Origin of the sequence: Streptomyces sp. DG2A-72 (assembly GCF_030499575.1) — a bacterium.
Lineage (GTDB): Bacteria > Actinomycetota > Actinomycetes > Streptomycetales > Streptomycetaceae > Streptomyces.
Genome location: NZ_JASTLC010000001.1, coordinates 1,409,657 through 1,421,569 on the forward strand (window position 1 = coordinate 1,409,657; position 11,913 = coordinate 1,421,569).

At 71.1% G+C, this 11,913-nt stretch carries 15 protein-coding genes; 8 read left to right on the plus strand and 7 right to left on the minus strand.

The window, feature by feature from the left end; translation table 11 throughout:
- Positions 1–144 precede the first annotated feature (144 nt).
- Positions 145–612, plus strand: a complete 468-nt coding sequence (locus QQY66_RS06875; protein ID WP_301978186.1) for a Rieske (2Fe-2S) protein — start codon at positions 145–147, stop codon at positions 610–612.
- On the opposite strand, the gene QQY66_RS06880 is transcribed toward QQY66_RS06875, so the two are convergent.
- On the minus strand, positions 599–1,249 hold the full coding sequence (locus tag QQY66_RS06880) for a cysteine hydrolase (protein ID WP_301978187.1): 651 nt from the start codon (positions 1,247–1,249) through the stop codon (positions 599–601). The two genes, QQY66_RS06875 and QQY66_RS06880, sit on opposite strands and share 14 nt — an antisense overlap.
- 142 nt (positions 1,250–1,391) lie before the next feature.
- Between QQY66_RS06880 and QQY66_RS06885 the strand changes: the two genes are divergently transcribed.
- Positions 1,392–1,859 carry a pyridoxamine 5'-phosphate oxidase family protein gene (locus QQY66_RS06885; protein WP_301978188.1) on the plus strand — a complete coding sequence of 156 codons (468 nt, stop codon included), beginning with the start codon at positions 1,392–1,394 and terminating at the stop codon, positions 1,857–1,859.
- Between the two features lies 1 nt (position 1,860).
- Here QQY66_RS06885 and QQY66_RS06890 read toward each other — a convergent pair whose 3' ends face one another.
- Positions 1,861–2,763: a LysR family transcriptional regulator gene (locus tag QQY66_RS06890; RefSeq protein ID WP_301978189.1), complete on the minus strand. Its 903-nt coding sequence runs from the start codon at positions 2,761–2,763 to the stop codon at positions 1,861–1,863.
- 75 nt (positions 2,764–2,838) lie between these two features.
- Between QQY66_RS06890 and QQY66_RS06895 the strand changes: the two genes are divergently transcribed.
- Complete coding sequence (locus QQY66_RS06895) at positions 2,839–3,810, plus strand: DMT family transporter (protein WP_301978190.1); 972 nt, start codon at positions 2,839–2,841, stop codon at positions 3,808–3,810.
- A gap of 89 nt (positions 3,811–3,899) precedes the next feature.
- Here the strand turns inward: QQY66_RS06895 and QQY66_RS06900 are convergent, their stop codons facing one another.
- Positions 3,900–5,231, minus strand: coding sequence for an aminotransferase class I/II-fold pyridoxal phosphate-dependent enzyme (locus QQY66_RS06900; protein ID WP_301978191.1), 1,332 nt, complete (start codon positions 5,229–5,231; stop codon positions 3,900–3,902).
- Positions 5,232–5,266: 35 nt separating this feature from the next.
- On the opposite strand from QQY66_RS06900, the gene QQY66_RS06905 reads away from it, so the two are divergent.
- Positions 5,267–5,959 carry a pyridoxamine 5'-phosphate oxidase family protein gene (locus tag QQY66_RS06905; RefSeq protein WP_301978192.1) on the plus strand — a complete coding sequence of 231 codons (693 nt, stop codon included), beginning with the start codon at positions 5,267–5,269 and terminating at the stop codon, positions 5,957–5,959.
- A complete protein-coding gene (locus tag QQY66_RS06910; protein ID WP_301978193.1) occupies positions 5,953–6,585 on the plus strand; it encodes an FMN-binding negative transcriptional regulator in 633 nt (210 codons plus the stop codon). The genes QQY66_RS06905 and QQY66_RS06910 overlap by 7 nt, the downstream gene beginning before the upstream one ends.
- Before the next feature lie 116 nt (positions 6,586–6,701).
- Here the strand turns inward: QQY66_RS06910 and QQY66_RS06915 are convergent, their stop codons facing one another.
- Entirely contained in the window at positions 6,702–7,706 is a 1,005-nt protein-coding gene (locus QQY66_RS06915) for a DMT family transporter (RefSeq protein WP_301978194.1), read from the minus strand.
- A gap of 80 nt (positions 7,707–7,786) precedes the next feature.
- Entirely contained in the window at positions 7,787–8,317 is a 531-nt protein-coding gene (locus QQY66_RS06920; protein WP_301978195.1) for a Clp protease N-terminal domain-containing protein, read from the minus strand.
- A gap of 222 nt (positions 8,318–8,539) precedes the next feature.
- Here QQY66_RS06920 and QQY66_RS06925 point away from each other — a divergent pair, with 222 nt between their 5' ends.
- The gene (locus tag QQY66_RS06925) at positions 8,540–8,707 is read left to right on the plus strand and encodes a hypothetical protein (RefSeq protein ID WP_301978196.1); all 168 of its coding nucleotides are present in this window, start codon (positions 8,540–8,542) and stop codon (positions 8,705–8,707) included.
- Positions 8,708–8,819: 112 nt separating this feature from the next.
- The gene (locus QQY66_RS06930; RefSeq protein ID WP_301978197.1) at positions 8,820–9,248 is read left to right on the plus strand and encodes an SRPBCC family protein; all 429 of its coding nucleotides are present in this window, start codon (positions 8,820–8,822) and stop codon (positions 9,246–9,248) included.
- Between the two features lie 75 nt (positions 9,249–9,323).
- On the opposite strand, the gene QQY66_RS06935 is transcribed toward QQY66_RS06930, so the two are convergent.
- Entirely contained in the window at positions 9,324–9,926 is a 603-nt protein-coding gene (locus QQY66_RS06935) for a helix-turn-helix transcriptional regulator (RefSeq protein WP_301978198.1), read from the minus strand.
- Positions 9,927–10,102: 176 nt separating this feature from the next.
- Between QQY66_RS06935 and QQY66_RS06940 the strand changes: the two genes are divergently transcribed.
- Positions 10,103–10,912, plus strand: coding sequence for a PhzF family phenazine biosynthesis protein (locus QQY66_RS06940; protein ID WP_301978199.1), 810 nt, complete (start codon positions 10,103–10,105; stop codon positions 10,910–10,912).
- Positions 10,913–10,996: 84 nt separating this feature from the next.
- Here the strand turns inward: QQY66_RS06940 and QQY66_RS06945 are convergent, their stop codons facing one another.
- Positions 10,997–11,797 (minus strand): CPBP family intramembrane glutamic endopeptidase, encoded by an 801-nt coding sequence (locus QQY66_RS06945; protein ID WP_301978200.1) that lies wholly within the window; start codon positions 11,795–11,797, stop codon positions 10,997–10,999.
- Positions 11,798–11,913: the final 116 nt, after the last annotated feature.

Genomic DNA, 11,913 nt, shown 5'->3' on the forward strand with positions numbered 1-11,913 from the left:
TCGACAGTCGTCGACAGGGAACCGACAGCTCCGCTTTACCCGCACCTCTCCGGAGACGGGCCAGGATTTCCCCATCGTCTGAACAGCCGGTCCTCATGGACCGTACCTCTCGGCAGATCACGAACACCCGGAAGGAACGTCAGCATGACCAGCGAATCAGTTCAGCCGGTGTCGGCACCGAGCCGCCGTACCGTCGTGGCGGCGGTCGGCGCGGCGGGGCTCGCCGTCGCGCTGACCGCGTGCGGGTCGGAGGACGACGCGTCCGGCTCGTCCACCGAGCAGGGCGCCGACGCCAGTTCCCCCGCAGCGGAGGGCGGCGCCGGCGGTGCCGCGCTCGCGAAGACCTCCGACATACCGGAGGGCAGTGGCAAGGTCTTCAGCGACGAGAAGGTCGTGGTCTCGCAGCCGACGGCGGGTGACTACAAGGCTTACTCGACGATCTGCACGCATCAGGGCTGTCCGATGACGGACCTCAAGGAGGACATCATCTCCTGCGCCTGCCACGGCAGTACCTTCTCCATCGCCGACGGCAGTGTGCAGAAGGGCCCCGCCACCAAGCCGCTGGAGGCCAAGGAGATCACCGTGTCCGGGGACTCGATCACGCTCGCGTGACCGGGCGCGGTCGTTTCCAGCAACCCAGCACCTCGTCCGTGGTCGCGACCGTGGCGACCAATGCGAGGGTGTTGCGGATCATCGCCGGGGTGTAGTCGGAGGGCACCCCGGCGATGGCGTCCGCCGGGACGACGGCGGTGTAGCCGCGGTTGACCGCGTCGAAGACGGCGTTGGGGACGGCCACGTTGGCCGAGACGCCGGTGACGATCAGGGTGCGGCAGCCGAGGTTGCGCAGCAGCGCGTCGACCTCGGTGCCCTGGACCGGCGACAGCCCGTGCAGCCGTCGTACGACGAAGTCCTCCTCGGCGACCTCGATCGGGGCCGCCACCCGGACCGCCGTGGAGCCGGCGAGCTGCTGGACGGGGAGCCGTTCGGCGGCGCGGAACAGCCGGGCATTACGGCTCGCGCCCCGGCCGTCCGGGCGGCGTTCGGCGATCGCGTGGATCACCTGCACCCCGCTCTCGTGCGCCCCCGCCACCAGCCGGGCGACGTTGGCGAGGGCGCCGGAGGAGCGGGCCTCCTTCGCGAGGTCCGGCAGCGCGCTGTCCGGGCCGACGACGCCCTGCTGGCACTCGACCGTGAGCAGCACGGTGGTCACGGGGTCGAGGAGTTCGCGAAGCTGTTCGTACGACGGCATGGTGCCCCCTTGTCGCCGACCTGATGGGGCGGGCGAGACTAGCCACCATTGCGCAGGGAAGGAAGACCGCTCATCCTTTTCTGACGTGATGTCAGAGGATCTCTCCTCTGACACGACGTGGGAGAAGAGAAGAGGGGGACACATGACCGCCACGCAGCGCCGGGGCCGGAAGATCATGATGACACCGGGTGAGCTGGACGAGTTCCTCACCAGCCAGCGCACCTGCAGGGTCGCCACCGTGTCCGCCGACGGCGCCCCGCACGTGAGCACCCTCTGGTTCGCCTGGGACGGCACCTCGATGTGGCTGTACTCGGTGGTGCGGAGCAAGCGGTGGACCGATCTGCGGCGGGATCCACGGGTCGCGATCGTGGTCGACACGGGTGAGGAGTACGACGAACTGCGCGGCGTCGAGCTGTCCGGGACCGTCGACTTCGTGGGCGAGAGCCCGCGCACCGGCGAGCTCCGCGCGGAACTCGACGTCCCGGAGACCTTGTTCGCACGGAAGAACTTCGGCCTCGAGGAAATGCCGCACGACGGACGGCACGCATGGGTGCGGCTGACGCCGGAGAGGATCGTCTCCTGGGACTTCCGCAAGTTGGGTTCCGCGTAGTTCAGCCGACCTTCAGGGCTGCCTCACGCAGCGCCTCCACCGCCGCCCGGATCGACGGGCGGCGGTCCGCGTCCGCGCGCCACACCGCGTAGATGTACCGCTGGGCGCCGTGCCGCACAGGCACGGCCCGCACTCCCGCGGGCATCGGGTCGCGGCCGAGCCGGGGGGCGACGCAGACGCCCAACCCGGCCGCGACCAGGGCGAGTTGGGTGTGGTGCTCCTCGGCGCGATGGGCGATGCGGGGCTCGATGCCCTTGGCGCGCAGGGTGTAGAGCAGCCACTCGTGGCAGAACTCGCCCTCGGGCCAGGCGACCCACTCGTCACCCGCGAAGTCCTCCAGGTCGACCTCGTCCCGCCCGGCGAGCGGATGCCCGTCGGCCATGGCGACACCGACGGGATCCTCGAGGATCGACGCCTTGGCGAGCCCCTGCGGCATGGGCAGCGGCTTGTTGTACCAGTCGAGGACGACGGCCAGGTCGGCGTCGCCCCGGAGCACCGCGTTGACCCCGTTCTCCGGCTCCAGTTCCCGCGAGCGCACGCGCAGCGCGGGATGGTGGGTGCGCAGGGCGGTGAGCGCTATGGGGAACAGCCCGCGCAGGGCGGTGGGGAACGCGGCCAGCCGCAGCTCGCCGACGACCTGCCCGCGCTGCGCCTCCAGATCCGACTGGGCGAGCTCCACCTGGGAGAGGATGCGCGCCGCGTGCTCGGCGAGGAGCCGGCCGGCGTCCGTGAGCCGCACACCCCGGCCGTTCTTGGCGAGGAGTTGCTGGCCGACCTCGCGCTCCAGCTTGGACATCTGCTGCGAGACGGCCGAGGTCGTGATGTGCAGGCCCTCGGCGGCACCACTGACCGAGCCGTGCCGGGCCAGGGCGTCCAGGGTGCGGAGGCGCTCCAGGTTCAACATGTAAGCAATGCTACGAGATACCGTGCGGAAAATCTAGGTTGTGCTACGAGGTGGTGGTCCACCACCCTGGTCGCCATGAGCACCTCCACCCCCGTCCGCGCCGCCCTCGACTGGCGGCTCCGCTTCGGCGCCCTCGCCCTGGTCTGGGGCTTCAGCTTCCTGCTCATCAAGGTGGGCACCGAGGGCTACGCCCCCTTCCAGGTCACGCTCGGCCGGCTGGTGTTCGGGACGGCGGTGCTCGCTGCCGCGATGGCGATGAAGCGGCAGCGGCTGCCGCGCGAGCCGCGGACCTGGGGGCACCTCGCAGTCGCCGCGTTCCTGCTCAACGCGCTGCCGTTCTCCCTCTTCGCCTACGCCGAGCTGACCATCCCGTCCACCCTGGCCGGCATCTGCAACGCCACCTCGCCGCTGTGGGGCATGGCCCTCTCCCTGGTCGCCCTCTCCGAGGACCGGCCCACCCGGGTCCGTGTCGCCGGTCTCGGCCTCGGCTTCCTCGGCGTCCTCACGGTGCTCGGCGCCTGGCAGGGCTTCCACGGCCTGGACGCCACGGGCACGGCGATGGCACTGGGAGCGTCCCTGAGCTATCCGATCGGCTGGATCTACGTCCGCCGCACCCTCGCCGGATCCGACCACTCGCATCTCTCGCTGACCGGCGCCCAGTTGCTGCTAGCCACCCTGCAACTGGCCGTCGTGACCCCACTGTTCACGTCCTGGCCGACACAGGTGGCCCTCGGCCCGCTGCTGGCCATAGCGGCCCTGGGCACACTCGGCACCGGCCTCGCCTTCCTGATCCAGTACGGCCTGGTCGCCGAGGTCGGCCCCACAACGGCCACGATGGTCACGTACTTCATCCCCGTCATCGCCACGGCCGCGGGTGTCGCGATCCTGGGCGAGTCGCTGAACTGGTGGACACCGGTGGGCGCGGCCGTGGTGCTGGCGGGCGCGGCGCTGACGCAGGTGCGGCCGAAGACGGAGCGCCGGCCGGGCCGAGTGGCCCAAGCGGGGTCGGCTGCGGTTCGGAAGCGCCCCGAAGGGGCGCGGGGCTGAATCGATGTGCGGCTCCGCCGCGTGGGCGCGACCAGCCACGACGGCGCCGCGGCGGACCGCCAACACCTCCCGCCACTGCCCCGAATCACTCAGACGTAGCTCCGGATCGGCGCGGGCCCCACCGCTGAGGAGATCGCGTCCGCCAGCGCCACCGTCTCGTCCACCGCCAGCGTCGAGACGGTGACCCGGATGCCGGGCGGTGCGCTCATCCGGAAACGAGCACCAGGCGCAACGGCCCAGCCGGCGTGCAGCAGGCGGGCCACGGCTCCGGTCTCGTCCGGCACGGGAATCCAGACGTTCAGACCGCTGCGCCCGTACGCGACGACCCCGCGCTCCGCGAGCGCGCCGATCAGCGCGTCCCGGCGCCCCCCGTACGCCGCCGCCACCGCACGCGCGTCCACCGCGCCGTCGGCCCACAGCCGGACGACGGCCCGCTGGGTGATCCGACTCACCCAGCCGGGCCCGAGCCGGTGCCGCCCGCACACCCGGTCGACGGTGACGGCGTCCCCGGTGAGCACGGCGAGCCGCAGATCGGGACCGTACGCCTTGGCGACCGAGCGCACGAAGGCCCAGCTGCCGGTGGCACCGGCGAGGGTGTGCAGAGGCAGGTCGACGATGCCGTGCCCGTGATCGTCGTCGATCAGCAGGATGTCCGGGCGCTCTCGCAACACAGCACGCAGGGCACGCGCGCGTGACGCGCTCACCGCGGCACCGGTCGGGTTCTGCGCCCGGTCGGTGACGATCAGGGCGCGCGCCCCGGCCGCGAGGACACGGCGTACGTCATCGGGGAGCGGGCCCTCGTCGTCGACGCCGACGGCGACGGTGCGCAGCCCGAGCGCGGGGACGAGGTCGAGCAGGCTGCCCCAGCCGGGGTCCTCGACGGCGACCGTGTCCCCGGGCTTGAGGTGAGCGGCGAGGACACGCTCGATGGCGTCGAGGGAGCCGGAGGTCACCGCGAGAGGCCCGTCCGGCACACCGCCCGCGTCCAGATCGGCCCGCGCGCGACGGGCCAACTCCGGTTCCACCGGATCGTCTCCGTACAGCACGGGCTCTCGGTCGGCCTGCTCGGCGGCGACCGCGAACGCCTTGGCCAGCGAGGGCAGCAGCGCGGGATCGGGGTTGCCGCTCGCCACGTCCCGCACGCCCTCGGGCACGTCCACCCGGAGGTACTCGCGCCCCGTGGTGGCCGGCTTGGACCGCACCCGGCTGCCACGGCGCCCGGCGGTCTCGATGACCCCGCGCTCACGCAGGATGCGGTACGCCGCCGCGACCGTGTTGGGATTCACGCCCAGCTCGACCGCCAACTCCCGCATCGGCGGGAGCAGTTGGCCCGGCTCCAGCCCGCCCGAGCCCACCGCGCTCTCGACGCTGGCCGCAATCTCGGCTGCACGTCGCCCACTGATCCGATATCCTTCTAGCACAAAATAGATTATGCACTAGTGCAATGGAGAGCGCAATGCAGGGGACCCAGCAGCAGCCGACGCAACACCAGGCCGCCTACACACCGAGCGACCGCACCGTTCCCACGCGCTCCGCCGACCGGGCGTCGTACGACAAGGACCTGGTGCACGCGATACTCGACGAGGCCTACGTCTGCCACCTCGGCTTCGTTCGCGACGGAGCGCCGGTGGTGCTGCCCACCCTGTACGCCCGGGTCGGCGAGCGGCTTTACGTGCACGGCTCGACGGGTTCACGCCCGCTGCGGATGACGGGCCAGACCGACCCCGGCCTCCCCGTGTGCCTGACGGTCACGCACGTGGACGCGCTCATCCTGGCCCGCTCGGCCTTCCACCACTCGATCAACTACCGCTCGGTCGTGGTCCACGGCGTTGCCCACGACGTCACCGACCCCGAGGAGAAGCGGGCCGCCCTCGACGCCCTCGTCGACCATGTCGTGCCCGGACGCGCCAACGACGTCCGGCCCGCCAACAAGAAGGAACTGGCCGCCACCGCCGTCATCCGCCTCGACCTCGACGAGGTCTCCGCCAAGGCCCGTACCGGCGGGGTGAACGACGAGCCCGAGGACCTCTCCCTCCCGCACTGGGCCGGAGTCGTCCCCCTGCGCATGGGCTACGAAACCCCGGTCGCGGACGCCCAACTGGCCCCCGGCACCGAACTCCCCGACTACCTGGCGGCCCTGTCATGCTGATCCACCCCTGGGACGCACCCCACGACGACACCGAGTGGCAGCAGTGGCTGGCCGTCCACGACTTCGGGCACCTCGCCGTCAACGGCCTGGACGGCGCGCCACCGCACGTCCAGCCCTTGCACTTCACCTACGACGCCGGCCGCGGCGAGGCCCTCACGCACCTGGCCCGCCCCAACCCCATATGGCCCGCACTCCTGGCCAACCCCGAGGTCGCCCTGAGCGTCGTCGACGACTACGTGTACGTACCCGGCCCCTGGCAGGCAGGACCGGAGGACCCACCCGAGCACGGCACACCGACCAGCTTCTACGCGGCGGTCCAACTCCGGTGCCGGGCCCACGTCGTGGACGACCCGACCGAGAAGTCCGAACTGCTCAACCGCCAGGTCGACCACTTCCAGCCGGAGGGCGGCTCGGCGAAGGTGGCGGTGGGTGAAGCACCGTACGGCAGGCTGCTGTCCGGCATCCGGGGGCTGCGGCTCGAAGTCACCGACGTACACGCCAAGTTCAAGTACGCGAGCCACCGGCCGGAGGAGGTCAAGGACCGAATCGCGAAGGAACTGGCGAACAGGGCCGGTCCAAGAGACGCAGCGGCGCACGAGCATCTGCAGCGCAGGCGCACCACATGAACAGCGGTACGGCAGTGCCCCGAAAGGGACGCGGGGCTGTATCGATTTGCGGCGCCGCCGCGTGGGCGCGACCAGCCCCAACGAACCCGCAGCTCAACACGCACCCAGCGCGGCACTCACCCGGCCGTCCCCCGCGCCGACACCCGCGTGTCGGCCCCGCCCTCAGCAACGGGCTCGGCGGAGCCCTTCGCCGGCGCCGAAGACTGCGCGATGAACGCCCCCACCAGCACCACCACCCCACCCACAATCTGCGGAGCCGAAAGGTGCTCACCGAGCAGCACCCACGCAAGGACCGTCGCAATGACCGCCTCAAGACAGGCCACCACACCCGCGACCTGCGGAGACAGCCGCCGCACGGACACCACGCCGGTCACATACGCGACGACCGTGGCCACAAGCACGATCCACACGAGCAACAGACCCGCAGCGACCGGCGTCCCGTTCATGTCCGCACTGTCCGCCAACAGCGACCACTCCATGCTCCACGGGCGCGCGACAACGGTCAGCACCACGGCGCCGACCAGCAAGCCGTAGGCGATGACGCCCAGCGGATCCGGCGCCTGCGCGCCGGAGTCCCCGCCATGGTCGGACAGCACGAAGTAGCCGACCTGGCAGCAAGCGGCGCCGAACGCGAGGAGCAGTCCGAGGGCGTCGAAACTCAGCCCGGACCACACCTCCACGACACAGGCGAGCCCACCGACCGCGAGGACCACGCCGAGCACGGCCGCACGCGTGACCGGCCGCCGCTGCACGAACCGCACCCAGCCGAGGACGAGGGCGGGCGCGAAGTACTCGATGAGCAGGGCGACCCCGACGGGGATCCGGGAGATCGAGGCGAAGTAGCAGGCCTGGACACCGGCGACGGCGAACAGCCCGAACCCGGCGAGCAGCGCGGGTCGGCGGCGCAGCAGCGAACGATGACGCACAGCCAGCGGCAGCATCACCAGGGCCGCCCCCGCCACCCTCAGCCACACCACATGGAGCGGGTCGAGCCCCGCCTCGATCAGCGGCTTGGCCGCGACACCGGATCCCCCGAAGGCGAGCGCGGAAGCGAGCGCGAGACCGAGCCCCATGCCCCTTCCACCGCTGCCGCTGCTGCTGTCTGACGTATGCACCGGCACATGATGACAGGCGATGACATGAGCGTCACCCCCGTTGACACCTGTCTCAGCGCGTGGACGGGACCCACGTCACCGGCCGGTCAGCCGGTCTTCTCCAAGTGCCTCTCGATCCGCACGTAGAGGGCGTGCGCGTCGACCCCGGCGCGGTCGAGCACCTCGACGGCGCGTGCCTGCGGGTCCACGACGATGGCGGCGAGGAGGTCGATCCCGAGCGCCGGTTCGCCACCGCGCCGGGCGGCGCGCTCGCGGGCGTACTCCATCGCGCCCGCGGCGAGTGGAGAGAAGCCCGCCTCGCCCCTCACGATGGGTACGGCACCGGAGTCCTCGACGGAGCCCTGCCAGCGCAGGCCGTAGCCGATGCTGCGCTGCACGAGGTAGCCGAGCAGCCGGGCCACCTGCGTGCCGTCCTCGAAGACGGCCCGCACCTCGGGGTCGGACTCCAGGAGCGAGTGCAGCAGATGGGCCGTGTCGATCTGCCGGTCCCCGTCCCGGACGGCCCGTCGGCGGGCACCGGAGAGCACCGCTGCCAGCTCGTCGCTGAGCCCGGCATCGTTCTCCGTTCGCCGGCCGCCCTGTTCTTGGGCCGCCTGCCGGGGGATTCGGGGTTGCACACCCCCTACCCCATCAGTCCCTCCAGATCGGGACATCCCCGGAGGGAAGCATTTTTGCGTCCCACGGAGAGTGGACCCGGGCGGCCCCCATCTCCTCCTTACGGATGAGATCACGCCCTTTCGCCCGCGGGGGCGCACATCTCCCGTCCCCCGTGCGCCGCACGCAACCGTAACGCTCCGTCGCACGTCCCCTACAGAGGGATGGAGAGCAGGTGCTGGCTGGTGACCCTTCCGGCCGTCGACGGCAGGCAGTACGTGTACCGGGTGTACGCCCCGGAGGACGCACTGCCGGCCGACCTGTTCTGGGATGCCTGGCACTGCCACGAGGAGAGCGCCTTCCCGCGCGCGTGGGACCTGTTCGACGCGGCGGAGATACGGCTGGTCGGCTGAGGCAGGTCCGGCAGGCCGCCTCCACATTTTCTGACGGTTCATCAGTATTGAATGTTCCAGGCCGTGCGGCTACGTTCCGCGACACCGTAGCCCGACACGAAGAGGTGGTCGCATGGCCGAAGTCAGCGCGGAGGCACGTATCGGGGCCCCCGCGGAGAAGGTGTGGGCGCAGCTCACGGACTGGTCCGCGTACGCCGAGTGGAACGCGACCCACACCGGCTTCCCCAAGGGCGGTCCCGAGACCCTCACAGTGGGCGGGACCTTCCAGGAGAACCTGAAGCTGATGGGCTTCCCGGCCGAGGTCGACTGGACCATCGAGGAACTGGAGCCGGCCCGGGTGCTGGCCATCCGCGGCAAGGGCCCGATGGCGGTCGACCTGGCCACGCGCTACACGCTGACGCCGGACGGCGACGCCACCACGGTCCGCATCGACGGCGAGTTCACGGGCGCCGCGGTGTCGTTGATGGCGGGCCGGCTGAAGGACTCGGCGACGGCCGCGCTGAACGAGTCGCTGCGCAAGCTGGCGGGGCTGGTCGCCTGACCCCGGACGCGCGAAGGCGCCCCCACGGATGTCTCCGCGAGGGCGCCCTGCGCCGGGCCCGAGCCTCGGCCCTCGTCAGTCCTCGTCGGCGAGGATCAGGTACAGCTTCTTGCGGGCTTCGTTGATGACGGCCAGCGCCTTCTCGCGCTGCTCCTTGCTGCCGGTCTTCCAGACCTGCCCGAAGGCCTCCATCAGACCGAAGCCTGCCTGCCGGATCTCACCGAGAGCCTCCCAGTCGACGCCGCGGGAGGCCTCCTCCCAGGGCGCCTCGGGGCCCTCCTCGGCCGCGGTACGGCCGGCCTCGGTGAGCGAGAACAGCTTCTTGCCGCCCTCGGACTCACTGGTGATCAGGCCCTCGTCCTCCAGCAGCTGGAGGGTGGGGTACACCGAGCCGGGGCTGGGCTTCCACGCCCCGCCGCTGCGCTCGGCGATCTCCTGGATCATCTCGTAACCGTGCATCGGCCGGTCCTTCAGCAGGGCGAGGATCGACGCGCGTACGTCGCCGCGCCGCGCCCTCCCCCGCGGTCCGCCGCGCCCTCGATGACCCCAGGGGCCCGGTCCGCCGAAGCCGGGGCCGCCCGGCCCGAAGGGTCCGAAGGCACCACGCAGGGCCTCGAATCCGCCTCGCTCGTGCGAGCCGTGTCCACCGTGTCCTCGTTCGAATCCATGGGAACGCATCGCCATCACTCCATTCAGTCGTTGATCAGTCGCGATGCCTCAACGATATATCGGAACAGTTCGCCTGGCAACACCCGCCCGGAAGACAGCCCTGAAGACGGCCCGGACCAAAATCGGTCCAGCACCCCCGAATTGGCCTTGGCCTGCCGCTTCGCGCCGCGCCTAGCGTCTGCGGCATGCGGATTCGAATCGTCGACGCCTTCACCAACCGCCCCTTCGCCGGCAACCCGGCTGGCGTCCTGCTCCTGGACGCCTTCCCGGACGAGACCTGGCTCCAGAACGTGGCCAGGGAGGTCAACCACGCCGAGACGGCCTTCGCCCACCGCCTGCCCGAGGGTGGCGAGGCCGACTGGGCGCTGCGCTGGTTCACGCCCGTCACCGGGGTCGCCATGTGCGGCCACGCCACGCTCGCCACGGCCCACGTCCTGCACACCATCGGCGCCCACCAGGGCCCGGTGCGCTTCGCCACCCGCAGCGGCGTGCTGGTCGCGACGCCGGGCGAGGACGGCTCGATCACCCTGGACTTCCCGACCGCACCGCTCACCCCGGTCGACGTGCCGGACGGGGTCACCGACGCGCTGGGCGCCGAGCCGCGCGCCGCCTTCGACACCGGACCGAACGTCGGCGACCTGCTCCTCGAACTCGCCGACGAGAAGACCGTCCACGCCCTGGCGCCGGACCACAAGGCGCTGGCCGCCTATTCCACCCGCGGCATCATCGCCACCGCCCGCGCCGAGGACCCCACGCGGGGCTACGACTACGTCTCCCGCTGCTTCTTCCCGAACGTCGGCATCGACGAGGACCCGGTCACCGGCAGTGCCCACACCGCCCTCGCCCCGTACTGGTCCGAGCGCCTCGGCCGCCCCGGCCTCACCGGCCTCCAGGCCTCACCCCGCTCCGGCCGCGTCCGCACCGAGCTGCGCGGCGACCGCACGCTGCTCACCGGACGCGCGGTCACCGTCATCGACGGGGAACTGCTCGCGTAACGGCGCTCCATCGAAAGGGGCCGTACCAAAGGGGCCACACCAAAGGGGGCGTACGAACCTGTCGTACGCCCCCTTCGAAAGCACTCAAGCGGTCGGCAGCCAGCCCACCTTCCCGGCCAGCAGCGCATAGCCGACGAACGCCCCTATGTCGAGCAGCGAATGCGCCACGACCAGGGGACCGACCCGGCCCCAGCGCCGGTACAGGTAGACGAACACCACGCCCATCGCCAGGTTGCCGAGGAAGCCACCGATGCCCTGGTAGAGGTGGTAGGAGCCGCGCAGTACGGAACTGGCCATCAGCGCGGTGCCCGGGGTCCAGCCCAACTGGCCGAGCCGGCGCAGCAGATAGCCGACGACGATGACCTCTTCGAGGATCGCGTTCTGCATCGCGGACATGATCAGGACCGGGTACTTCCACCACACGTCGGGCAGCGCCTCGGGCACCACCGTGAGGTTGAAGCCGAAGCCGCGGGCGGCCAGGTAGAAGGCGATTCCGGTGCTGCCGATCACGGCCGCGATCGCCGCACCGCGGCCGAGGTCGGGCCAGGGTTCGGTCCGGTCGAAGCCGAGGGTGCGCAGGCTCTCGCCCTCGCGCAGCAGGAAGTGCGCGACGAGCAGGACGGGCACGAGTGCGGTGGTGATCCCGAAGAGCTGCCAGGCGAGATCCAGCCAGGGACGGCCCGGCGCGGCCGAGGCGTTGAGAGTGGCCGCCTGGTCCTTGAGACCTCCCGGCTTGGTGACCGATCCGACAAAACTGATCAGGGCGGACACACCGCTCGCACCGAGTGAAAGGCCCAGAACGAGCAGCGTCTCGGAACGGAGAATGCGCCGTGAGGGCCGCTCCTGAGGAAAAGAATCGGCCACCGGACCCGCCTCCGACTGCACACCTGCCTCCAGTTGAGTAATCCCGCCGCATCCCCATCGCCGCGCCGCCAGGGTCTCGAAAGAAGTTACGAAGATCGTGCGCGACAGGCCGTTGAGGGGCGGACGCCGTACGGGGC

Coding starts and splice junctions, on each gene's coding strand:
- QQY66_RS06875 (WP_301978186.1), top strand. CDS start 145: ATGACCAGCGAATCAGTTCAGCCGGTGTCGGCACCGAGCCGCCGTACC.
- QQY66_RS06880 (WP_301978187.1), bottom strand. CDS start 1,249: ATGCCGTCGTACGAACAGCTTCGCGAACTCCTCGACCCCGTGACCACC.
- QQY66_RS06885 (WP_301978188.1), top strand. CDS start 1,392: ATGACCGCCACGCAGCGCCGGGGCCGGAAGATCATGATGACACCGGGT.
- QQY66_RS06890 (WP_301978189.1), bottom strand. CDS start 2,763: ATGTTGAACCTGGAGCGCCTCCGCACCCTGGACGCCCTGGCCCGGCAC.
- QQY66_RS06895 (WP_301978190.1), top strand. CDS start 2,839: ATGAGCACCTCCACCCCCGTCCGCGCCGCCCTCGACTGGCGGCTCCGC.
- QQY66_RS06905 (WP_301978192.1), top strand. CDS start 5,267: ATGCAGGGGACCCAGCAGCAGCCGACGCAACACCAGGCCGCCTACACA.
- QQY66_RS06910 (WP_301978193.1), top strand. CDS start 5,953: ATGCTGATCCACCCCTGGGACGCACCCCACGACGACACCGAGTGGCAG.
- QQY66_RS06930 (WP_301978197.1), top strand. CDS start 8,820: ATGGCCGAAGTCAGCGCGGAGGCACGTATCGGGGCCCCCGCGGAGAAG.
- QQY66_RS06935 (WP_301978198.1), bottom strand. CDS start 9,926: ATGCGTTCCCATGGATTCGAACGAGGACACGGTGGACACGGCTCGCAC.
- QQY66_RS06940 (WP_301978199.1), top strand. CDS start 10,103: ATGCGGATTCGAATCGTCGACGCCTTCACCAACCGCCCCTTCGCCGGC.